We start from the raw sequence: 21691 nt of genomic DNA on the forward strand, positions 1-21691 counted from the left end.
TGAGCTAGAAACCCTTTGGCAGGCATAATAATGCTGAATGCACGGATATATCTAGTTTACCATTTATGCAATTGAAATGTGGAACAGCTTATTACGGTTCGGTGATAGCTTTTGGTTGCAAAGATACAGATTGCCCATTAACTGACAATGCTGTAGCTTCTAAAATCTGGCCGTAACGATTGCGAGTGCCAAATCCTTTGGCCTGAATTATGTTTCTGATGTTGGCTATACTGGTTAGCTGTTCACCTACATGAGGCGGGAACTTGACAATAGTGCCATTAGAGATGATGACTCCGTTAATTTCTCCTTGATGTCCCACCAACCAATTCTGAGCAGTTCCCTCCGCAGATAAAGTACTGTAGTTGCTCAAGCTGGGTGGTTGGGGGACAGTTGTAGGAGGTTGTTCGACTAAAGTCTGTCTAGTTTGAGAATTAGTGATGCTTTTGGCTCTCACTTCCTGTCCAAAGCGAGTGGAAAAGCCAGGATCACCAGAAATGCTCACTTTCGTGCCTGGGGTAATTATCCGCACTAAACTGTCCGCCATTTGGGGAGGAAATTTTACCTGTAGCCCGTTATTAAGTAATAGCCCATCCACCTTACCTTCAGGGTTGAGAAGATACTGTTTTACCTTACCAGTGAAAGTGGTTCCGGCTGTGGGGGGTAATTCTGGTGAGGGTGCTGGGGGAATATCTAGAGGATTAGCATTGGCTAAATTGGCACTTGGGAGATTAGCTTCTAGCGATCGCCTGCTTGGTGTAGTATTACTAACAACAGTATTGTACGTCCAAAAACCGAAAAGTGCGATCGCTGCGCCGATGCCGCCACTAGTTAAAATTAACTTTAACTTGCGTTGGCGATCATGATCTCGGATTTGCTTGGCTTGAATCTGCTGTATTGCTTGTTGAATCACCTCTGGAGGAATTTGTACTTCTGCTCCAGCCTGCATAATTTCTTCTAAAGAATAATCCTGATTTTCTTGGGCATACAACTGAGCCGCTAGAGCAAAAACATCGGGAGCAATTTCTTTCGGAATGCGAACTTTAGAGTTATTCATCTGCTTTAATTCAATTTAATTGCTAACTATAACTGTAAGAGTGCAAAACTCGTGCCATAGATACAAGACACTCGTTAGTTAGTAAGGCAGGATGAAAAATGAGCAACTGGAATTTGGCATAGTTTTTGCGCTTCTAGAAGTTCTAACCCTTATTCCATGAAACCTATTGTGTTATCTCAACGTTGGACACTCCGGCGACAGCTAACAATCCTCAGCATCCTTTTTTTAGGTTTAAGTGGAGCTGCTTTATTGTTAGTGGTGCAACTATTTGAAAGTCTTGAAGGTGCTGTTGTTGCCAGAAATCAGAGAGAATTAGCTTTTGCCAACACCAGACTAATTAAGCTATTTTGGGAATCAAATCCTGGGCAAACACCAAAGCCAAGCAAACCGTTGTCGGAACTCTCAAACGATGCCCTAACTGCTTTTCCAAGAGTAGAAGGGGGATTTTATCTGCTGCAACAAGACCAGCTTTTAGGCTATGCCTATCCTACCCACGGGGGCCCTGTCCCCAAAAAAGATATTCCTCCTGCTGAACGAGACACAATTTTGCAATTGACTCGGAGAGCCACAAGCCAAGGTTTACCCCAGGAATTAGTATTGCACCCTGGTCTTGATGTCTTGGTACTGCGTGCTGACCCTCTACCTCTGTGGGGAGCAGTGTGGACGATGAAACGTATACCTCATCTAGAAGATAGCAATCAAAACGTTTTAAGTGTTTTCGTAGTTTTAGGAATTTTAGTTGTAGGAGTTTGGACTTTTTATATTGCCTTACAACTTCAGTGGGGAGTGCAGCGACTCCAGCAAAGTATTAAGGCAATGGAAGAGGATCAAGCTTCCCTAATTCCTCCGCTACCCGCAGAAATGGGACTGTTGGGAACTGCAATTAATAGTATGCAATACCATCGCCAAGAGTTAGAGCAGCGCTTGCATCGTGTTGAGCGCTTGGTCTCTCTGGGACAACTAGTAGCGGGGGTAGCTCATGAAGTCCGCAATCCCTTAGCTAGTATGCGCCTCAATTTGCAATATACAGAACGACAATTAAAAAAGCAGGAAATTACAACTTTACCGATCGCTAGTTTACTAGAACAAGTAGACCGTTTAGAGATGTTGGTGCGACGGCTATTGTATTTTGACCAAAATCAGCAAGAAGAAATGGTAATTACTTCCTTAGAAGCGATCGCTTTTGAATCAGTTTCTTTATTACGTCTCAAAGCCGAAGAACAGGGAGTAACGCTTTTTTATCGCTCTGCTGCTGAACCTCTGCCCCAAGTACCACTACGCCACCGAGAGTTAGGACAGGTGATGGTTAACTTAATCTTAAATGCCATCCAAGCCAGTCCACCAGAAAGCGAAGTTGAGGTAGGTGTAGATCAAGAGCAAGACTACTTAGTGACTTGGGTAAAAGACACTGGCGCAGGTTTAGCACCAGAAGAACGCGATCGCATTTTCGATCCTTTTTATTCTACAAAACCCCAAGGAACAGGTTTAGGTTTAGCAATTAGCCACGAGATTGTCACCCGACACGGAGGGCATATTGATTTGAAATCTCAACCGGGTTGCACCGTTTTTAGCGTTTACTTACCGAAGAATCATAACGATGGCTAAAATTTTGATTATTGATGATGAAAAAGCCTTGCGTCAAGCGATGGCGCAGATTTTAAAAGATGAAGGTCACGACGTAATAGAGGCGGGAGACGGAGAGCAAGGACTGAAGATAATTCAACAAAATACTATATCTCGTCCTGACTTGGTATTTCTAGATTTGAAAATGCCCAAAACTCAGGGTAATGGTGTTCTGAAAGCTTTAGGTAGCAAAACGTTGTTTGAACTGCCAGTAATTGTGATGACAGCTTATGGAACAAGTCGTACAGCCATTGAAGCTATGCAGTTGGGAGCTTATGATTATTTAACTAAACCCTTCGATTTAGAAGATTTAGTCAACTTGGCGCAAAAAGCTTTAGCTCATTCCCAAGCATCGGCCGAGCAAATTGGTGAAGCAAATATTCAAAATCTCGGACAACCAGAAGAACTGTTGGGGCGATCGCCTAAAATGGCAGAAGTTTTTAAACTCATTGGTAGACTTGCCCAAGGAAACACCACAGTTTTGATTGTCGGCGAATCAGGTACGGGCAAAGAGTTGGTCGCTTCCACACTGCATAATGCTAGCCCTCGCAGTCGCGGCCCTTTAGTAAAAGTTAACTGTGCAGCCCTTCCAGAACATTTATTAGAAGCAGAATTATTTGGTCACGAAAAAGGAGCTTTCACTGGAGCGAATCACTTGCGAATTGGTCGCTTTGAACAAGCCAATGGCGGTACAATTTTTCTGGATGAAGTCGGAGAATTGAGCCAGATCATTCAAGGGAAATTGTTGCGAGTATTACAAGATAAATCCTTCGAGCGCTTGGGTAGTAACCAAACCAAAACTGTAGATGTCCGCATTTTAGCTGCCACCAATCGGAATTTAGAACAATTGGTACGCCTCAATCAGTTTCGAGAAGACCTTTACTATCGCTTTAATGTAGTACGAATTGAACTGCCATCTTTGCGCGATCGCCCCGAAGATTTAGAACAACTTACCCAACATTTTCTAAGTTCTATTGCCCTAAGAAATGGAATTAAAAATTTAGCAATTACCTCAACCGCCCTAGAAAAACTGAGAGATTACGCTTGGCCAGGAAATGTGCGAGAACTGCAAAATACTTTAGAGAGAGCAGCAGTTTTTTCTGGAGGAAGAACCATTCTTTCAGAGCATCTCACTTTTAATCAAGAATATCAGATGAATTTGAACTTAGAACAAGCGATCGCTCAGTTAGAAATAAACTTTATCCGCCATGCTTTAGCGCTTTATCCCCAAGAACCCCACAAAGCATTAGGAATTTCTATCGAAAGCTTTGAACAAAAAAAGAAACAATGGAATTTATAACAAAAACTTTCAACTTCTCGTTCCTTGGCTCTCCCAAGGAATGACTTTGGCAAGGCTCCGCCTCCTTGGACTATAAACAGAGCCTATAGATGGGCATTCCCATGCAGACCATAGGAACGAGATAAAACTTCTAACTCTTAACTAATGAATTCCTTAAACTCAGCATCTACACTAGAAACACACCTAGAAACTCAAACTGTTATTTACCCAACTCTACAGTATTTAGTTCGCTTCTTACCGTGGGATGGTAAACGAGTATTCGATTATCTTCGAGAAGAATCTAAACACAATCCATTTATAGTAGAAAATTCTGATTTCCAGAACAGCGAAGCACTTTTAGATGATATTCTACCTAATTGGTATAGTCCCATCGCCCAGCAATTAAGTTTAAGTGAGCATCTTCTTGGACAAATATCAGCTTTGTCAATACCATACAAACAACGTGAAGCCTTAACCTATCTAACTCAGTGGTTATCAAATTCAGGTTACTTAGAAAAAACTCCAGAAGTTTGGGCAGATGGTAGTATCTGGAGTGCAAAAGAACTAGAGGCTGTTATTCCTCTCCTCCAAAGTTTAGATCCACCTGGAATTGGTACGCGAACCCTGCAAGAATGTTTGTTAATACAACTCAAAAATCAGCCTGAAAGCCTAGCTTTTCTACTAGTTAAAAATTATTTAGAAGACATAGCAAATTGTATTGATAATACTTCAAATTCAAAGCATAATTGTCAATTACTATTGCAAACACTGCACCAAAATGATCAACATTTTAATGTTGACATCGAGAAAATCACCGATGCTATCCATAAGATTCAAGAATTAGAACCCCGTCCCGCCAGAAACTTCGGTGGTAGCGATGCTCCCATCGTGACCCCCGATTTAAAAGTTGAGCTAATAGCTGGAAGTTGGCAAATTTCTTTAGCTTATGAAGTCAAACAACGTTTTTGTCTGAATTCTGAAGCCATTAAGATTTTGCAGGAATCACCAAAAGCAAGGCGAGATACCCAACAGCTAGAAGCATTATTACAAAAAGCTAGAAATTTACTCACAGCTTTGCAACAATGGCAGGAAAATCTGCTCAAAGTTGGGAAATTTTTAGTTGAGCGTCAGCAAGCTTTTTTGCAGAGTCGGGAGAAATTAGACTTAGTGTCTACCCCTCAGCAATTAGTAGCTCAATCGGTAGGACTTAGTAACTCTACAGTCAGTCGGATTGTGCGGGGACGGTATATATTAGTTTGCAATCAACACAGTCAGATAATTCCGTTGCATTCACTATGTGTTCCTGTAGGAGTAGGCGGACGTACTCCTCAACAAATCCAACAGATGCTATTACAGTTAATTGCAGAAGAATCACCCGCCAATCCTTACACTGATGAGCAATTAGCCCAGCTTTTAAAAATCGGATTTTGTCTACCAATCACCCGCAGAACAGTCACAAAATACCGTAAAATTGCTGGGATAAAGTCATCACATCAACGCAAGTTGACTGATAAAAAGATGGGAAGCAAGAGCAGGAAGCAAGGAAGTCTCTTGAAATATCAAAGTTGAGCCTTTAAGCCTGAACATTGAGCCTTTGAACCTAAACGTTGAGCCTTTAAGCCTGAAATTTTAAGTTTGATTGTTGACAAATGACCAATGACCAATGACTAATGACTAATGACTAATGACTAAATCCAAAAATAAGCCAGGATGAGAGTCACGACAGTTAACGGTAGACCAAAACGTAGATGTTCCCAGAATGACAATTGATAACCAAGTTTTGCAACAGCCTCAGCAACAATTAAATTAGCAACTGAACCTAACAAAGTTAAATTACCAGCTAAGGTAGATCCTGCTGCTAATAGTAACCAGGTTTTCGTGTCTGGATGGGGAATTAAATGTTGTAGTAACAATACTGCTGGAACATTAGAAACTAAATTTGAAAGCAGAGCAGTAATTCCTAATATGCTCAAGGGGTTATAAACTAAACCGCTAAATAAATTCAATATTCCTAATTTTTCTACTCCAGCAGTCACAACAAATAGTCCAGAAAACATCACCATTAAATCCCAATCTACTTTATTTAAAACTCGTTGCGGTTTGATTCGCCTAGTAATGAACAGTAAACCAGCAGCTACGAGTGTTGCTTGGGCTGGAGGTATCCCAATTAAAAATGCAATTAATAGTCCTCCTGTTATCAATAGGCTTTTAGTAAGCAACGGTTTAAATATGCGGTAACGCACGGGGGTTACACTCGGACAAGACTTAGTAGAACGAACATCAGGATAAAGCCACCACAATAACCCAATTTGGATTAACAAACTTACTAATGCGACGGGAGTCAATGCTTTCGCAAAATCGAGATAGCTGATACCAGAGAAGGAACCAATCAGAATATTTTGTGGATTGCCACTTAAGGTAGCTACTGAGCCTAGATTAGTTGCTCCCGCCAAGGCAAGTAAGTAAGGAATCGGATTGAGGCTCAAAGTTTGGGTTAAACCGAGAACCAAAGGAGTCAAAATTAGAGCGATGGTATCATTTAGAAAAAAAGCGGAGAGAATCCCACTGCCGAAAGTTAAAATAATTAGCAAACCTAAAGGGCTGCGGGTGAAGTGTGTAACTGTATCAAGGGTTAATTGGAAAAAACCAGCGTAAGCTAAGTTTGTGCTGATTACCATCATGCCAAATAAAAAAATCAGCGTTTTATAGTCTATGGCAAGCCATGCTTCTTTGAGGTCTAATACCCCAAATGCCATCAGCAAAGATGCACCAACTAAAGCAATACTGGCTCGGTTCATCCGCAAACCAGGGAGATATCCTAAACCCAAACCTATATAAGTTAGCCCGATAATGATGTATCTCAAAACAATCATGATTTTGCTAGATGCTTTTGATTAAGTAGTCATTAATCATTAGTCATTGGTCATTGGATTTTAGTGCATACCTCGCCCCTCGTGGGTGGAAAAACTTTGTCTTTCATGGGGTTAATTCATGCCATGTTAAAGAGTGGGCGTGGTTTCTATTGGACTAATGACTAATAACTAATGACTGCCCTAAGCGGTTTGATGTGATGCTTTTCTATTAACTCCTGTTTTTGTTTCAGGTACACAGAACCAAAAAACTGCTAAAGCCACAACTGCGATCGCTGCTAAAATCAAAAAACCAACATTGTAACCAGCACTTTTAACCACAAATCCAGCCAGCACGTTGCTCAAACCTGCACCAATGCCAATAGCAGTGTTGAGCATTCCTTGGGTAACATTAAAGCGTCCCGTGCCTTTAGTCAAATCAGCTACCATCAACACCGAAAGCACTCCAAAAATCCCGCCTGCAATACCATCCAGAATTTGCACAGAAACGAGAAAATAGGGATTGCCCGAAAACGTATACAGCACTCCTCGAATCGGTAAGACGGCAAAGCCCAGCAAAAATATGGGTTTTCGGGCTGTATGTGCAAAACGCCCAGCCAAGTTAGACACTGGAATCATCACTAACTGAGCCACAATGATACAAGCAGACATATAAACTGTGTCACTTGTCCCTTTACCCTGTGCCAATTCTTGACCAACTAGCGGTAACATAGCAGCATTGGCAAAGTGAAACAGAACTACTGCAATAGTAAAAAATAAGATATGGCGATCGCTTAATAATTGCAATATGCCTTCATAGGGCTGCTGATGTTTTTCATTATCCTCCTCTTGGCCTTCTTCTCCCTCTTCACCATCTCCACGCGCTAGTTCGTGGTCAATCTCTCTTTCACGAATCATCCTCACTGAAATAATACTGCCCACAGCCATAGCTGCAACCAGGAAAAATATTGCCTTGCGTGCAATAAAGTAACCTACTAAACCAGCGAGAGTGGCAGCTAGCAGATTACCTGTATGGTTAAATGTTTCATTACGACCTACGCGCCTATCTAATCTCTCATGTCCTACGAGTCCCAGAGTAATAGCAGTAATCGCAGGTGGGAAAATTGCAGCAGCAATCCCAATCATAATCTGAGAGCCGATGACAACAGGCAAATTGGGGAACAAGCCCATAGCAATACAGCCGATAGAAACAAACACAGCGGCCATTACAATCAACATCCGTTTTTGACGTAGCCTGTCAACCAATGCACCAGCTGGTGTTTGGGCAATAACTGTGGCAATTGCCGAAGCTGACATTGCCATGCCAATTTGGGCTGGGTTCCAATTTGCTGAAGCTTTCAGGTAAATGCTCAGATATGGCCCAACACCATCGCGCACATCCGCGAGAAACACATTCAAGTAATCAAGCGATCGCAAACTCTTCTTACTCGGTCTTCGCTGTTGTTGCATAAGTCTTTAGTGATATTTTGTGAGCAATGGAGAGGTCACAATACTCTTATGCAAAAATCGTGCCAAATCAATGGCGTCCGGCACATCTAGCTAAAAACCTAACCCCCAGCCCCTTCCCTACGAGCGTTGGGGAGTAAGATTCAAAGCCTCTCTCCTTTGGGAGCTATGCGGTTTTGTCAGATCCAGTAAAAAACAAGCGATGCCTTCGGCGGGCGCAGCCATCGCTAAATCATTTCCCTAGTACTTTAAATAAATTTATACTTACCAAGTCGTATTAACACTTAAAAAAAGATGAGTTTGAGTCACAAGTTGCAAGACTCTCTTTTTTGACCCAAAAAAGGCTAGGATTCCCTTTGAGCAATAATTTAGAGACAGGGATTATCTATCTTAATGGAAAAAAATATATGTGCAACTTTAGATTTGAGTAAATCATTATCAGACTTTTCTTCGCAGGTAGTAGAAAGTTCAAGCAAGCAAGTAAATAATTTGCAGCTATGCAAGATTTGGCTCAAACTAGTGCTAGTGTACTATAGGATTTCTAATTTAGGATTTAATTTGCTTGAAAATGGTGTGAAAAGCGAGACTGTTTGTAGTGGAGCTACGCTTGGGACAAGAATCTGTCGCTAGAACCAGGAAAATAGTTCACGTTGATATGGATGCCTTCTACGCATCGGTGGAACAGAGGGACAACCCTAGCTACCGAGGCAAGCCGTTAGTAGTCGGTGGCAGTCCGAATCAGCGAGGCGTAGTTGCAGCAGCCAGTTATGAAGCTCGTAAGTTTGGTGTTCATTCAGCGATGCCTTCTGTAACCGCTTTTGCAAAATGTCCTGGGCTTATCTTTGTCAGACCGAGATTCGATGTTTACCGAGATATTTCCACTTCAATCCACGCCATATTCAAACGCTACAGTGATTTAGTGGAAGGGGTTGCACTAGATGAAGCATATTTGGACGTTACTGAGAATAAGCAAAGTATCCCCTACGCTTCTACAATCGCAAGACACATCAAAACTGCGATTTTCCAAGAAACCCAGTTGACAGCAACCGCAGGCGTATCGATTAACAAGTTTCTTGCAAAAATGGCATCAGGGCAGAACAAGCCCAACGGACTAACCGTGATTTTACCGGAGGATGCGATCGCCTTTGTAGAACAACTGCCGATTGAAAAGTTTCACGGCATTGGAGAGGTTACAGCAGCGAAGATGCACTCACTGGGGATTCATAGTGGTGCAGATTTGAAAGAGCGAACTCTTTCTGAGTTAACACACCACTTTGGTAAAGCAGGTCATTATTACTACAAGATTGCCAGAGCAGAAGATGACCGCCCAGTTGAGGCGAATCGAATTCGCAAATCGATTGGTGCAGAAACCTCGTTTGCACAGGACTTAAGCGATGTTGGTCAGATGTTGCAGGAACTTGAACAGATCGCCCAGATAGTGGAGCAAAGGTTAGAGAAGCATGAAACACGAGGACGCACATTAACGTTAAAAGTCAAGTTCTCTGACTATCAGCAGTTAACCCGTAGTAAGACAATGCTTGCTCCCATTAGTGAACTATCTATGATTTTTGAGATAGCCAAAGGACTGTTTGAGTCGATTGAACTGGAAAACCGCAGTATTAGGTTGTTGGGAATTTCTTTGTCTAACCTGGATAACGCCAAACAAACCCAAGTTATTCAACTGCCACTATTCCAAAATGCAGATATTACTTGGGAGTGATTAAATCAGTGAACAGTGAACAAACAAGAATCAAACAGCTAGCTCGGAAGACAATTTGCTTTTCTAAAACAGAGGAGATGCACGGCATAGTTATAGGTTCATTCATCAACCGCTATGAGTTTGGTTTACTAGTTTAAGGACATAGCAACCGATCTAGAACATTGCCAATTTATCTTTATGGGTGCAGTCATTAGCAATATTGCCCCTCTACAAAGAGCAAATCTCTTTTATCTTACATTTTATTCTAGCCGCCTACTTAGCTGAGAACCACCCAAGCGTAGCTAATGACTCCTAAAATTGCTATACCAACAATTGCTTCTCCTTGCTCATTCAAAAAATGGTAAAAGCTATTCAAAACGTAGTTTAATGCTGCCTGGCGACTTTTACCTAATTCAGTCATCAGCAATTTAACCCTCGCATCTACCTCTTCAATAGAGACTTCACCTTTTTGGTAAGCAACTTCTAACTCATTTAACTTGCACCAGTATTCTTTGGTATCTTCCACAAGGTTAGGAAACATAATTGAAGATATATTTAACAATGTTAATTTTCATTACGATTCTATCTTGCCAGCTAAAGCAGATGGTTCTGTCGATTTGGTGATATTTTCTCGAAGATCAAGGGTTGAGCTATATAAGTTGAGCTATATAAATAGACGCAACAAGCGTAGAGGATATTATTGTTTCCCAAGGTTTCCGTCTGCTGTAGGCTAGGGCATCGTTAGGATTAATCTTGATGGCTTGATTATAATCAGTGATTCGTTCTAAGGATTCAGTACCAGAACTATCATAATTATCAGTTTCTACAGTAATAGCTTTGTACAAAAGTAAACGACCTACTGTCCAAGCGTAATGAATGCCCACGAAGAGGATTTTGGCACGGTAACATGAGGTATAGATTGTCATCGCACCCGCTCCAAGTCATAGTCAGTCACCCGTGCGATGGAATCCCTAGAGGTAAAAACCTTGTCACCTTTTTCAGATAGCCCTGGTGAAAGCCATTCGATGCTGTAGAACCAGCAATCGCAAATCAGTTGAATGCCCTGGACAATCCTTGCTGGTGGCCCATCGCCATGAAACCGAAACTCGACCAACTCACCGAGCCGGAACACAGGTTTTTCTTTAGTGTTCAGTTGTAAGTTGCCTGTGCCAATAAGTTCACGTCCTAAAACAGTTAGATTATCCTTGCCGTAGACAATCTCATAACTCCAGCCTTTAGCTGACCACTCTATACCACAACAGTAACCGAAGATTTGGTGGTAGTGACGTAGACTTTCTCCAACAGAGAAACTTCTAAGGGGGGAATCTCTTTACCCCAAGGTGGTGAAAGATACCAACAAGTTTCTAGATTCTGGACTTGGTTAATCATGGTTATGCCTCCTGACTGGACAATAGATTCCACAAATAATCAATCCGTTTCCAAGCGATCGCAGCTTGCCTTGGAGAACAACTCAAGCCATAAGCACGACGGGCATCATAATCACCCTTGATTCCCTTGTTCCCTTCTCTTCTCTACGAGAGGCTGCGCCAACGAGACGCACTCACGTTCGGTCACTTTCTGTGGGAGAAGGCAGTATTTCCTTCTGCCTTCAGCAAGAACTGCCCTCTGCCTTTCTTGATAACTTCTGGGTTTAGAACGGTTCAAAACAGTCATAGGTTCTTTGACAGATTATCTTGCCATCCTCAAATTCGATAAACTGTGCAAAATAAGCTTTCATCTTTCCTCCGGCAGGAGTTTGCCCGATTGGAACAGCAATTTCTGCTGTCCATATTGTTTCTAAAATTACTGTGTTACCAGCAACATAAGACTTTTGAATGTCATAATTCTGACTTATCAGAACTGATTTACCTCTAAGAGTTGCTTCCTTTAAATCGAAAAGATTTCTTGTTGCTCCTTCAGGAAATAGGCGATTAGGGTATTCTATTTGCTTTACTGACTCAGAATAATAAATAGCAAGTTCATCCCCTGTTTTACCTTCTGCAATATCTTTGAGATAATTTTTCGTAATTTCTAGAATTTGATGATTTTCGGTAGTCATAACTACTCGTATTCATAAACTGCGAAGTTGTTTCAGTATGTCATCAACTTAAAAATATTTGCTGTCCTAAATATCAATAGGTAATTTTTACTCACTACAGACATAGGCTAGAACCCTTTGTTAGGCAGATTCTTGCTCTACCATGACTCTGGATACTCGGTATGAGTTGGAAGCCCTCCGCTAGTACAACCCCACGCTGCTCTGGATGCCCAGAAGATGTGATCTGTAGGAGTGATAGGTGGTGCTGTATCCAACGAGCCGGCTGGAATAACCACGATCTTGCCGTTGCGCGTTAGCCGTGGAACCGGACACCCGCAATGCCTACAAAACCATTTGCCGAAGCTCTTTGCCGTGGGAAGGTTATAACGTGTAACGACTTCCTCGCCGGAAAGCCATCGGAACTGGCTGGGTTCAACGGTTAGATTTGTGGCATGGCCTGTGCCCGTGCCTTTGCGACACCGTGAGCAGTGGCAATGAACCATTTTTTGGAACGGCGGGTTCACTTCAAAGTTCACCGTTCCACAAAGGCAACTACCCTGAATTCTAGAGTTGTTCATCTACCTCCTTGTTCAACTTCCGCGTACCCAACCTGTGCCACTGACTAAGAATCTTTCGCTACCAACAACTCTCAGTGACGGAAGATGGCTAACTATTTATTATACGGAAACTTCCCGTATAATCTTTTTCTAAATCTTAATATATCGCCGTAGCAGTCTCGTTGGGAAATTCATACCAGTCAGGAAAACCCTGTAACCGAATAGCACTAAGAAAAGCTGAAACTTTCGGAAAAAGGTACTTTAAGAAATTGCCAATAATTTTCTCCCTTGTTTAAATGGACTGGGGTCTACGGCACTCTCAATCAGGCGATCGCTGCCTTTGCTTGGTCAGGCTTCAAGGCTTTTACCATGCCAACCGCCGATATCTTCTAAATCTGCAACACCCTTGCCCTTCTTTGTCCGAGCCACAATCACTGTGGGACAATTGAGGTTATCGATAGCTGCGGTGTATGCAACGCCCAATTTCTTCTAGTAGTCTGCCAAGGTAACTTTGCGTGGTGGCAAGCAGAGAGGCAGAGGTGCAGAGGGGCAAGGGGGAAAGAACTTGTACAAATCTCTCCTCTGCTCCCCTGCTCCCTTGCACAAGCGCCGACCTCCACCCAGCAATTTTGGGTTGGCGAACTACTAGGTTGTGACCGTCGATTTCAATCGCCCTTTAGGAGGAAGTTTTTATAACCAAGCAACAGTTTTCCGAAATCGCCAGCGCCAAGTGGTAGTAATTATCAGAGTGCCTACCCAATAGGGTTCGGATAAGCATTTTTCACTTTCCTGGTGGTCTAGGTAAGGGGTAAACCGAATCATATTGAATGCCTACCTACTTAAGTCGGTGCAATAAAACTAAACGGTGTAAGGAAAAGTAAATAAGGCTCAAACCTTTCTCCTCTTGTTCACAGCAAGAACTGCCTTATCCCAACAAGAATTATTTCCGCCGAGCTACTTATAACTAACTTCTATAAATAACGAGGGAAATATAGCCCCACAAAAGGAGAGGGATACTGTGTCTTTAGAAATTCAACCAGAAATAGACAAGGTTTGGTTTAACTTGGGCGTTGAACTTTTAAACAAAAAATGCTTTGAGGAGGCTCTGGAAGCATTTGAACGAGCCAATGAACTAAAATCTGGCAACTATCAAGTCTGGGTTAATCACAGCTGGGCGCTGTTAAATTTAGGACGCTTGGATGAGGCTCTGGCTGCTTGCGCTCAAGCGCTGGTATTCCAGCCGAACTCTCATGAAGCTTGGTGCAATCGAGGTATTGCTTTAAGGCTTTTAGGACGTAACCTTGAAGCACTCGAAGCGTTTGAACAAGCCTTGAAACTCATGCCTGATTTGCATGAAGCTTGGGAAAATAAAGGTTTGACTTTATTAAGTTTAGAGCGTTTTTCAGAGGCGCTTGCTAATCTCGATCATGCTGTTAAATTAAAATCTGATGACTCTGACGCTTGGTATTTTCGCAGCATTGCTTTATTAAATTTAGAACGCTATGAAGATGCTCTTGCTAGCACCGAGGAATCCCTGAAACTTAAAGGCGACTTGAGCGCAGCTTGGCTGAATCGGGGGTCTGCTTTGGATGAATTGGGGCGCTATGATGAAGCAATAGCTTCTTACGATAAAGCGATTGAATTTCAAAGAGATAACTCTGATGCTTGGTATAACCGAGGTAATTTGTTGATAGACTTGGAACGCTTTGAAGAGGCGATCACTTCCTACGAGCGTGCGATTGAATTCCATCATGATTTTCCCCAAGCTTGGTGTAATCGGGGTATTGCTTTAATGGATTTGGAGCGATTTGAAGAAGCACTGACTAGCTTCGACTGCTCCCTTGAATTTCAAAGAGATTTACCACAAGCTTGGTATAACCGAGCCAGTACACTGTTAACTCTCAAACGCTATCAAGAGGCTCTCACCAGTTATGATCAATATGACAAAATCTGTCCAGACGACTCCACTACTTTTTATGGTAAGGCTTGCTGTTATGCCCAATTGCTTCATGTAGAACAAGCAATCTTTAACCTGCAACAAGCGATCAATCTGAGTCCTAACGAATACCAAGATATGGCAAAAACTGACTCAGATTTTGATCAGATTCGTTCAAATGAAGAATTTCAGGCGTTGCTTAAGTCTTGTCAGATGCGAATTTCAGCAGATTAGGCAATACATCTGCGCTAAAAAAAATGTTTTTGTGGTAGTGATAGCGATCTCACAAGTCAACCCATCCACTCAGTCCACTGCGGTGTATCGACAAGCAGTTGAGCAAATAAGTCTTGGCTTGCGTATTCAAACTCCAGGATCATGCTGCAACGCTCATCACTCATTATCATACTGAGTAATTCTTTAACAAGGTTTCCCCCGAACTCAAATACAAGGGTATCGACTTGGGCGTGTGTCATCGAAGCGCAGATTTCAAATAGGAAGTTTAAGTGATGTCGGAACCAGCAGAAAATATCATTGACATGTTTCAACAAGCAATGGTGCTTCAAGAGGCAGGAAAGTTTAACGAAGCGGTGGCCTACTATAACAACGTGCTTGCAATCGATCTGTGCCATGTGGAAAGTTGGATCAACAAAGGATTGGCGCTTTGGAGACTGGAGTATCACGAAGCAGCTTTACAGTCTTACAATTCGGCACTGGAGTTTGAACCAAGAAACGCGATTGCATGGATGAATAAAGGGAATACGTTGAGTAGCCTCGGTCAGCAAGAGGAAGCGCTTTCGTGTTATGACCGAGCGTTGGAAATAGACCCACTGATGTCTAGAGCTTGGTACAACAAAGGCGATGAACTGGGTCGAAGGAAGCGGGTGATCGAAGCCAAAGCGTGTTTTGAGAATGCTTATAATCTTGGTTTATCCCAGGCGCAGGAAATGATCGTAAGGTGCGAGCAAATTCTGATGAATGAATGGTATGGGTAATTGTCTTTTCAGCCGAAAGTCAGGACGGCCGCATCTAAATTACTCAAGATCGTAAGCAAAATTGAAAATCGAAGAAAAAATCAGCATTTACTGTATTTACTGTTTGATTTACTTTCCAAGACTCAAAATGAGCCCTTAATATTTTCGCAATAAGTAATGATTAATGATCAGAATCATTATTGAAAACGTCTCGATAAGTGCCGTTTGCGATCGCTATACCCCCACCCGGAAGTGTCTGCCCAACAGTTACGCGACTAGCTGTACCCGCATAAGTATTGCCACTTGTATGTTTATCTTCATCAAGCCGAGAAAAAGTTGATTCGATGGTTGCTCGGGAGCACTTGCCGCCAGTGGAGCAACTTACAATGAACCACAAGACCATAGTTTTATGAGCCTCTCACCGATGGACTCAGGAGAAGCTGCACAGAGCAGCAATCGCGATGTTTAATCTCAAAAAGACTTCACGGCATTTTACTGAGGTATTAATACTTGATCAATAACATGAATCACACCATTATCTGCTGACACATCCGGTGTGACAACTGTTGCATCATTTACCTTAACACCATTCTTAGAATCAATTTTGAGGTCTGTTCCCTGGGTTGTTGTTACCTCGGACAACTGTGCCAAATCTACTGCAACAATTTTTTGAGCTACTACGTGATACTCTAGAACTTTTCTTAACTCAATCACATCTTCAAGTAATGCTTCTACAGTACCAGATGGCAGTTTAGAAAATGCCTCATCTGTTGGTGCAAATACGGTAAATGGGCCGGAACCTTTGAGCGCTGTGTCCAAACCAGCAGTTGTAATTGCTGTTACCAAAGTGTTGAAAGTACCTGCATTGATTGCAGTATCTATAATATCTGGCATTGAGTTTTACCTTAATTGTCAAAAAACTTGATACTTAGAGGTTTACCACACTTGAGTATCTAGAAAATATAAACCTACGCTAGATGCAATTGAAGAGTAAATGTACTTGTCGTACTTTTTGAAGTGATTGCGCTGACGAAATAAAAGTCGAAAGAATCTCTACGATTAATAGGTGTGAGCTTTGTGAATGACCTACACCGCCACCAACCAATCGCACACCACAGACCTACACTCGTCTGCAAACTTAACCCAAATCTGCCACTGCCCAAGGTATGCGTTCCAGTAAGGCTCACCATCAGCAACGCCGATAGCACTGCCGATTGTAGAGACTAGCTGTTGGTAGAACTGACCAGCGCTGTCCAAACCTTTCTGCAATTTCAGTTTCAGCCCTTTCCAGCTTTGAGCATTAGGATTTTCCACCTGGGTAACTGTTTGGGGAATATCAATAGGTTTCGTGTCAATACCTGGTGTTTGTAACTCTATATTATTCGTGACTGACACCAACTCACTAAGAAACACTTCATCCCGATTTAACCACTGTCCAAAAATCGAATCGCGCTGATCATCAGGGGCAACGAATTGATAAACGCACTCCCGATTTTCACGTTTACCCAACCGACCGACATAATCCAACTTCAAATCAATCTTCGCAAGTAGTTTCTGTGCGATCGCTATCGGTGTGTGTTTTTCCGAAATACTGACATTCAGATAATTCTTGATAACGTGTCTGTGCTGAACAGCCAGTGATTTAAACTCCAGCATCTTTTCATCAGACCCCCGCAACTGCTCCCCAGGAGTGAGCAACTGCAACAGATTCAGTTCTTCTAACAACAGTACAGCAGGTAACATCTGCCCCTTGTTAAAGTCCGGCTTCCAAATCGAATTCTGCCCCGCTTCTAACTGCGCTGCTGCTCGTTTAGCATCACGGTTCGTCAGAAACTCTCGCCCCAGCGTCAAATAGTAGTGCATTCTCAGTTGAGGATACCAGCCGTCATCATCCTTCTCGACAAGCTCAGGGGTAACATCAACTTCATAGCGACGGGATAATTCAGCCTTGCGTTGCTGGTGTCGCTCGGTTTTCGTTTTCGCCCTTGTATCAAGGAGTTTCTTAAGTTCGGCATCAGAGATAGTCGGAGAATCCGCGATCGCTTCACATTCAGCAGTATACAATTCAACAGATGCCGCTTTAACCGACTCGATAACAGCCCCACTCTCATCATCGTCAGCATCCAAGGCATCGATAACGGTGTAGCCATCCTCGACCAAACCCGCAAGCACCGATTCCCGATAGCGCCGCATTTCGACATTAATCACAGAACCACGCTTGCCCCAAGTCTGCAATGACTCTGGCTGAAAATTCTGGTCAACATAGCTGTAATCGTCATTATCCGCCGCCGACAACAGCGCAATGTTCGCTTGTGTTGCAACGTGTTGACTTCTGAGCAATCCTCCGATGGTTGTGGAACCATTGCCCACAACCGACATCCCCCACTCTCTGACCCAGATATGACGGTCAACAGTTTCCCTAACCCTTGCCAACATCTGACGCACGGAGTTAACCGGCTGCACTCCCTGGAAAATCCCCCAAACACCATCAAAATGTCCTCGAATGTCGATAGATACTCCAGTTTCAAGACTTGGAGAAGCGATAACCAAATCGTACTGGGTCAGAATTTCGTTCAGATGAGCGATACAACCGAAAGCCGCATGAGAGGGGTCAGCAACAGATTCGCTGTCTATTCGCAGAATTCGCAGGTGAGGGAATTTGCGGCGAAAACGTTCTTCAAGTGCTTGGGTTCCCCATTTGGACTTAGCCTTTTGAGCAGAGCAACAGAGTAAATGATGCCCACCTTTAGAAATCGCTTTGTCCAGTGCCGCAATCAAATTCTTCGGGTTACTGCCAGAGTAGTTGTAACAGTTCCCGGCTACGTGACGATAATTGTTGACGATGACGAACGGGTTAACCCGATATTCCCCAGCGAGTGATAAAACATACTTTACATCTGTGTCGGAAACATCCGCACTAGACAAGTAAATCTTTCCTTGAGTGCTGCCCAAAACATTCTGTACCAGTTGTTTGAGGTTTTTGAGAACGGATACCCGACGTTTTTGCACTTCAGTACCAGAGTTGAGAAGATGCCAGAATACTTGGTCGCATTCATCAATAATAATGACATCATTTGACCAGTCATTGGGATTGAATCGCGCCTGACTCTCTTGATGCAGCGAATCAACGCACACCCCATATCCTAATAATGTGCCTGTTTCATTCGTGCGGACTTCGGTAACATAGTTAACTCCGAAGCGATTACACAACGCCTCACCAAGTTGAATCCGATGGGTGATGATTAACACCCTACGTCCAAGGTCATGCGCCTTCGCCACCTCAGTAGACAGCCATTCGGTTTTACCGGTTCCCTTGGGAGCTTTGAGGATAATCAGTTTTTCACCTTCAGGGACGAGAAGCTGACCCAAGAATCTTTGGTTGAGAGCGATCGCTGGCGGATAAGTCAGCAGAGTGAACAGCTTAATCTCCCACAACTCCAGCGCAACGGCTGTGTTGTAGAGCGCATCAAATGCCGGTTGACCGTGAGCAACGATAAAATCATCAACCCCTTTCTCTGCCCCTAGCGGTAAATCAATCACCCGCAGCGAACAGCCTTCGTTTACCAGTAGCCGTCCCATACGACTGATAGCGGTTCTCACCCGTTGGACTGTCTCAGGTTTGTTGTCCTGGTCAAAGCAAATGTTGACCTGTCTCCCCTGTGTTGCGAAATGTTTCAAGTCGGGGATGAGGTTTGGCTTACCAATAGCAGTACCGTACTCATCATGGGGTGTGCGGTATCCAGCGTTAACACCAGGAATTGCGATCGCAGCATAGCCAGCAGTCAGTAATGCCCCCGCTTTTTTGACACCTTCGACAATTGTGACTGGTACGTTATGCCTCCAAACCCAGTGCCAGAAACCGCCAGGATGCTGTAGGTCTTCCTCAGTGATGGGAATGCCGCTACGATTGGAAACTTTCACCCAAATGCGATTTGGTACTAATAGGAAGAAAGCGCGTGTCTCTTCTCTATATGGGTGTTCATACTTAATGAACTTGTGAATTTTCTGGCGATCTCTTCGGGGATGGTCGGGTTTGAAACAGCCCCACATCATCAGGGCGTAGTTGTTAAGCGGGTCAACTCCATTGCACCACCAGCCGCCTAATTCAATGTGCTGGTACTTTTTTAAATCGCGATCGCGCAGTCGTCCATCGTTGCGACGGGAGATTTTGGGACTGTAGAGCAGATATTCGTAGGGCAAAGTCCCAGACAGCGATCGCACATTCAGATGAAAGATTTCTTCGTCAACGCCACTATTTAACCATTCTTGTAAGTGTAGAGCTTGAGAATCGGTTTCGATTATATTCATATCCCCTCCAGTATTTTGAAGCAATGCAAAGCTTGGGGTATTGAGTCATACCGCCTTTTAGGTGAGTTACGTAGACACGAGTTAAAGAAGCGTGGTTTTAAGAGAAGCAATCAACAGGACTTGTATTGGTAGTTGTTTTTTCGTCCTGCTGACTGCTTTTTAACCGGACTTAATAGTACAGATGAACTAAGAAACTGTCATTTTACATGATCACTGGCCTTGTCAGAATGATCTCCCACCTCCGGTATGTGGTCGGAAGGTGAGATTGATTCGGGTGCTAACCACTTTGTTGGTTTTCGGAACCTGATGCAGATGTGTAGACTGACAGCCTGGGTGCATCACAAGTAGACTGCCGTGTTCCAGCCAGAAATCTGTTGCTTTGCCATTTCTCGGTTTGATTTGAAATTTGCGACATGAACCCAGGCTTACCGATGCGATTGCAGGGTTAGATCCCATTGATGCTTCATTGTCGGAATGCCACCCGATAGAATCAGTCCCCGTGCGGTATTGATTGCCGATGACTATGCGGAACTTGTAGCCAGTGAATGCGGTGATTCTGTCACGCAAGTAAGCGAGTTTTTCTGTCCAACATAGTGGTTTCAAAAATACGCTGTTGGAATAAAGGTAATCGCAGCCGTAGTCCCCGTAAATGCACTCCAGGCGGGGGACAGGCATTGTTTTACCCATGATTCTGATTTGATTCTGTTGCCACTCCAGTTTTAAACAGTGTTGGTAGAGTTCATTGGCAAGTTCCTGACTTAAGAAATCGGGGTAGTAGGTGATAGGTAAAACTGGGGTTGATTCAGTAAATAGATTGAGTTGTTGCATAAAACGAAGATTGTTATTTTTGATGGTTCGAGTGATGGAGCGAAAACTGATACCATAGACTCAGCATTCATCACGTATGTAATCAGGCAATCGCACTAGACTAAGGAGTGCGATCGCTTTCATTTTTTGACCAACACCCGTGGCTTCTTGGTACTAAAAGCCCCTGCAATTCTGAGCGCAGCAGTCGGGTTTGGATGGGTGAAAAACTCTTCAATTGCTTTGGTTAGCCCATTTGCAACAATTGGGTCATGGCAGGCGTAAACGTAAACTGGCTGTTGAGTGCCGTTGACCAATCGCATTTCCTGACGCTCCCCCAGTTGTGGGTAAAAGGTGCGAACCCAAGTACCAAGATGACCGCGATAATGGGAACCGTTCAAGGGGACTTTCTTTCCCAGTTCGCTCTCTGCAAAGTTGACCACGCCCATCCATTTCTCTTTGCTACCAGAAAGGGCTTGTTGATTGTGTTGGGCTAGGAGATTTGCAGCGAAGTCTTGAAAATGCTGTTCCATGTATGGGTTGAGTCTGCCACCGGTGAGTTCGGCTAAAGTTCTCATCGCCTCGACCAAAGTTTGTAGGCGCTGCTCAACCAGTGGCAGGGCAGGGGCAGTAGGAGTATCAACTTTGGGTGTAATGTTAGGCACTGCTGCAACTAGCTCTAAGATGATTGTTCGCACTTGAGCAGCTACTTCCGATTCAGTGAGCAACATTGCGATGCGGAGTGTTCCAGAAGGTGAAAAGACTCTGGCTTGGGCTGTTCGGGATGCTAGCTCCAACTTGGAGCGAGCATCAGACAAGTCTTTACCAGTTAGTTTTTTGGTTTCCTTAGCCTGAAACTCCTTACTGTTTCTTTCGTAGATATGCTTAATAGCTGGTATAGAAGATTGAAAATACTGGGCTAACTGCTCAACAGTGGCCCATCCCTCCCCGTTCCATACAGCGAACACTATTGCCTTTGCTTTGCTGAGAACAACTTCTGCGCGAGAATCATCTAGTGGTCTGTCAGTTTTCTATTTGTGGGTAAAGACGGTTGAGGCGGATGCGAGCATCTGCGGTTGAGAATTGCCAATCCACCGACAATTGCT

General features: G+C 43.4%; 21 protein-coding genes and 2 pseudogenes. 7 read left to right on the top strand and 16 right to left on the bottom strand.

Going from position 1 to position 21691, the window contains the following annotated elements:
* Positions 1 to 91 precede the first annotated feature (91 nt).
* Positions 92 to 1054: a hypothetical protein gene (locus tag V7L07_RS27890; protein WP_335062298.1), complete on the bottom strand. Its 963-nt coding sequence runs from the start codon at positions 1052 to 1054 to the stop codon at positions 92 to 94.
* 156 nt (positions 1055 to 1210) lie between these two features.
* On the opposite strand from V7L07_RS27890, the gene V7L07_RS27895 reads away from it, so the two are divergent.
* The 3 genes from V7L07_RS27895 to V7L07_RS27905 all read left to right on the top strand — a co-directional run bounded on the left by V7L07_RS27895 (position 1211) and on the right by V7L07_RS27905 (position 5525).
* Positions 1211 to 2659 carry a sensor histidine kinase gene (locus tag V7L07_RS27895; RefSeq protein WP_335062300.1) on the top strand — a complete coding sequence of 483 codons (1449 nt, stop codon included), beginning with the start codon at positions 1211 to 1213 and terminating at the stop codon, positions 2657 to 2659.
* Positions 2652 to 3977: a sigma-54-dependent transcriptional regulator gene (locus V7L07_RS27900; RefSeq protein ID WP_335062302.1), complete on the top strand. Its 1326-nt coding sequence runs from the start codon at positions 2652 to 2654 to the stop codon at positions 3975 to 3977. The genes V7L07_RS27895 and V7L07_RS27900 overlap by 8 nt, the downstream gene beginning before the upstream one ends.
* A 144-nt stretch (positions 3978 to 4121) precedes the next feature.
* The gene (locus V7L07_RS27905) at positions 4122 to 5525 is read left to right on the top strand and encodes an RNA polymerase factor sigma-54 (protein ID WP_335062304.1); all 1404 of its coding nucleotides are present in this window, start codon (positions 4122 to 4124) and stop codon (positions 5523 to 5525) included.
* A gap of 119 nt (positions 5526 to 5644) precedes the next feature.
* Here V7L07_RS27905 and V7L07_RS27910 read toward each other — a convergent pair whose 3' ends face one another.
* Together V7L07_RS27910 and V7L07_RS27915 are read right to left on the bottom strand one after the other, a co-directional pair.
* A complete protein-coding gene (locus V7L07_RS27910; RefSeq protein WP_335062305.1) occupies positions 5645 to 6829 on the bottom strand; it encodes an anion transporter in 1185 nt (394 codons plus the stop codon).
* A gap of 180 nt (positions 6830 to 7009) precedes the next feature.
* A complete protein-coding gene (locus V7L07_RS27915) occupies positions 7010 to 8275 on the bottom strand; it encodes an MFS transporter (protein WP_335062307.1) in 1266 nt (421 codons plus the stop codon).
* A gap of 592 nt (positions 8276 to 8867) precedes the next feature.
* Here V7L07_RS27915 and dinB point away from each other — a divergent pair.
* Both dinB and V7L07_RS27925 read left to right on the top strand, forming a co-directional pair.
* Positions 8868 to 9992, top strand: coding sequence for a DNA polymerase IV (gene dinB, locus V7L07_RS27920; protein WP_335062309.1), 1125 nt, complete (start codon positions 8868 to 8870; stop codon positions 9990 to 9992).
* Positions 9993 to 10018: 26 nt separating this feature from the next.
* A pseudogene (locus tag V7L07_RS27925) lies at positions 10019 to 10129 on the top strand (IS1 family transposase); the annotation flags it as partial.
* A 119-nt stretch (positions 10130 to 10248) separates the two neighbouring features.
* On the opposite strand, the gene V7L07_RS27930 reads toward V7L07_RS27925, so the two are convergent.
* The 7 genes and pseudogenes from V7L07_RS27930 to V7L07_RS27960 all read right to left on the bottom strand — a co-directional run bounded on the left by V7L07_RS27930 (position 10249) and on the right by V7L07_RS27960 (position 13388).
* Positions 10249 to 10512, bottom strand: a complete 264-nt coding sequence (locus V7L07_RS27930; RefSeq protein WP_190733477.1) for a hypothetical protein — start codon at positions 10510 to 10512, stop codon at positions 10249 to 10251.
* Between the two features lie 109 nt (positions 10513 to 10621).
* Positions 10622 to 10897 (bottom strand): hypothetical protein, encoded by a 276-nt coding sequence (locus V7L07_RS27935; protein ID WP_335062313.1) that lies wholly within the window; start codon positions 10895 to 10897, stop codon positions 10622 to 10624.
* A pseudogene (locus V7L07_RS27940) lies at positions 10894 to 11360 on the bottom strand (DUF1392 family protein). Before V7L07_RS27940 ends, V7L07_RS27935 begins: the two are co-directional and overlap by 4 nt.
* A 262-nt stretch (positions 11361 to 11622) precedes the next feature.
* The gene (locus tag V7L07_RS27950; RefSeq protein WP_335062316.1) at positions 11623 to 12030 is read right to left on the bottom strand and encodes a hypothetical protein; all 408 of its coding nucleotides are present in this window, start codon (positions 12028 to 12030) and stop codon (positions 11623 to 11625) included.
* Positions 12031 to 12167: 137 nt separating this feature from the next.
* Positions 12168 to 12587, bottom strand: a complete 420-nt coding sequence (locus tag V7L07_RS33585; protein WP_442936090.1) for a GFA family protein — start codon at positions 12585 to 12587, stop codon at positions 12168 to 12170.
* A 327-nt stretch (positions 12588 to 12914) separates the two neighbouring features.
* Positions 12915 to 13049: a hypothetical protein gene (locus V7L07_RS27955; protein ID WP_335062317.1), complete on the bottom strand. Its 135-nt coding sequence runs from the start codon at positions 13047 to 13049 to the stop codon at positions 12915 to 12917.
* 207 nt (positions 13050 to 13256) lie between these two features.
* Positions 13257 to 13388: a hypothetical protein gene (locus V7L07_RS27960; RefSeq protein ID WP_335062319.1), complete on the bottom strand. Its 132-nt coding sequence runs from the start codon at positions 13386 to 13388 to the stop codon at positions 13257 to 13259.
* Positions 13389 to 13584: 196 nt separating this feature from the next.
* Here V7L07_RS27960 and V7L07_RS27965 point away from each other — a divergent pair, with 196 nt between their 5' ends.
* Positions 13585 to 14736, top strand: coding sequence for a tetratricopeptide repeat protein (locus V7L07_RS27965; protein ID WP_335062321.1), 1152 nt, complete (start codon positions 13585 to 13587; stop codon positions 14734 to 14736).
* A 56-nt stretch (positions 14737 to 14792) separates the two neighbouring features.
* On the opposite strand, the gene V7L07_RS27970 is transcribed toward V7L07_RS27965, so the two are convergent.
* Positions 14793 to 14975 carry a hypothetical protein gene (locus tag V7L07_RS27970; protein WP_335062323.1) on the bottom strand — a complete coding sequence of 61 codons (183 nt, stop codon included), beginning with the start codon at positions 14973 to 14975 and terminating at the stop codon, positions 14793 to 14795.
* Between the two features lie 33 nt (positions 14976 to 15008).
* Here V7L07_RS27970 and V7L07_RS27975 point away from each other — a divergent pair, with 33 nt between their 5' ends.
* A complete protein-coding gene (locus tag V7L07_RS27975; protein ID WP_335062325.1) occupies positions 15009 to 15494 on the top strand; it encodes a tetratricopeptide repeat protein in 486 nt (161 codons plus the stop codon).
* A gap of 160 nt (positions 15495 to 15654) precedes the next feature.
* On the opposite strand, the gene V7L07_RS27980 is transcribed toward V7L07_RS27975, so the two are convergent.
* The 5 genes from V7L07_RS27980 to V7L07_RS28000 form a co-directional block, all read right to left on the bottom strand.
* Entirely contained in the window at positions 15655 to 15876 is a 222-nt protein-coding gene (locus V7L07_RS27980; RefSeq protein WP_334710270.1) for a hypothetical protein, read from the bottom strand.
* Positions 15877 to 15965: 89 nt separating this feature from the next.
* Positions 15966 to 16367 carry a fasciclin domain-containing protein gene (locus V7L07_RS27985; RefSeq protein ID WP_335062326.1) on the bottom strand — a complete coding sequence of 134 codons (402 nt, stop codon included), beginning with the start codon at positions 16365 to 16367 and terminating at the stop codon, positions 15966 to 15968.
* A 192-nt stretch (positions 16368 to 16559) separates the two neighbouring features.
* On the bottom strand, positions 16560 to 19781 hold the full coding sequence (locus V7L07_RS27990; protein WP_335062328.1) for a plasmid replication protein, CyRepA1 family: 3222 nt from the start codon (positions 19779 to 19781) through the stop codon (positions 16560 to 16562).
* 222 nt (positions 19782 to 20003) lie between these two features.
* Entirely contained in the window at positions 20004 to 20609 is a 606-nt protein-coding gene (locus V7L07_RS27995; RefSeq protein ID WP_335062329.1) for an alpha-ketoglutarate-dependent dioxygenase AlkB family protein, read from the bottom strand.
* A gap of 119 nt (positions 20610 to 20728) precedes the next feature.
* Complete coding sequence (locus V7L07_RS28000; protein WP_335062331.1) at positions 20729 to 21553, bottom strand: hypothetical protein; 825 nt, start codon at positions 21551 to 21553, stop codon at positions 20729 to 20731.
* Between the last annotated feature and the right edge of the window lie 138 nt (positions 21554 to 21691).

The organism is Nostoc sp., assembly GCF_036916985.1.
In the GTDB taxonomy this organism is placed as follows: Bacteria; Cyanobacteriota; Cyanobacteriia; order Cyanobacteriales; family Nostocaceae; genus Nostoc.

Bases quoted from the DNA above. Each gene is read 5' to 3' on its own strand.
- V7L07_RS27890 (WP_335062298.1), bottom strand. From the start codon at position 1,054: ATGAATAACTCTAAAGTTCGCATTCCGAAAGAAATTGCTCCCGATGTT.
- V7L07_RS27895 (WP_335062300.1), top strand. From the start codon at position 1,211: ATGAAACCTATTGTGTTATCTCAACGTTGGACACTCCGGCGACAGCTA.
- V7L07_RS27900 (WP_335062302.1), top strand. From the start codon at position 2,652: ATGGCTAAAATTTTGATTATTGATGATGAAAAAGCCTTGCGTCAAGCG.
- V7L07_RS27905 (WP_335062304.1), top strand. From the start codon at position 4,122: ATGAATTCCTTAAACTCAGCATCTACACTAGAAACACACCTAGAAACT.
- V7L07_RS27910 (WP_335062305.1), bottom strand. From the start codon at position 6,829: ATGATTGTTTTGAGATACATCATTATCGGGCTAACTTATATAGGTTTG.
- V7L07_RS27915 (WP_335062307.1), bottom strand. From the start codon at position 8,275: ATGCAACAACAGCGAAGACCGAGTAAGAAGAGTTTGCGATCGCTTGAT.
- V7L07_RS27930 (WP_190733477.1), bottom strand. From the start codon at position 10,512: ATGTTTCCTAACCTTGTGGAAGATACCAAAGAATACTGGTGCAAGTTA.
- V7L07_RS27935 (WP_335062313.1), bottom strand. From the start codon at position 10,897: ATGACAATCTATACCTCATGTTACCGTGCCAAAATCCTCTTCGTGGGC.
- V7L07_RS27950 (WP_335062316.1), bottom strand. From the start codon at position 12,030: ATGACTACCGAAAATCATCAAATTCTAGAAATTACGAAAAATTATCTC.
- V7L07_RS33585 (WP_442936090.1), bottom strand. From the start codon at position 12,587: ATGAACAACTCTAGAATTCAGGGTAGTTGCCTTTGTGGAACGGTGAAC.
- V7L07_RS27960 (WP_335062319.1), bottom strand. From the start codon at position 13,388: ATGATTCGGTTTACCCCTTACCTAGACCACCAGGAAAGTGAAAAATGC.
- V7L07_RS27970 (WP_335062323.1), bottom strand. From the start codon at position 14,975: ATGACACACGCCCAAGTCGATACCCTTGTATTTGAGTTCGGGGGAAAC.
- V7L07_RS27975 (WP_335062325.1), top strand. From the start codon at position 15,009: ATGTCGGAACCAGCAGAAAATATCATTGACATGTTTCAACAAGCAATG.
- V7L07_RS27980 (WP_334710270.1), bottom strand. From the start codon at position 15,876: ATGGTCTTGTGGTTCATTGTAAGTTGCTCCACTGGCGGCAAGTGCTCC.
- V7L07_RS27985 (WP_335062326.1), bottom strand. From the start codon at position 16,367: ATGCCAGATATTATAGATACTGCAATCAATGCAGGTACTTTCAACACT.
- V7L07_RS27990 (WP_335062328.1), bottom strand. From the start codon at position 19,781: ATGAATATAATCGAAACCGATTCTCAAGCTCTACACTTACAAGAATGG.
- V7L07_RS27995 (WP_335062329.1), bottom strand. From the start codon at position 20,609: ATGCAACAACTCAATCTATTTACTGAATCAACCCCAGTTTTACCTATC.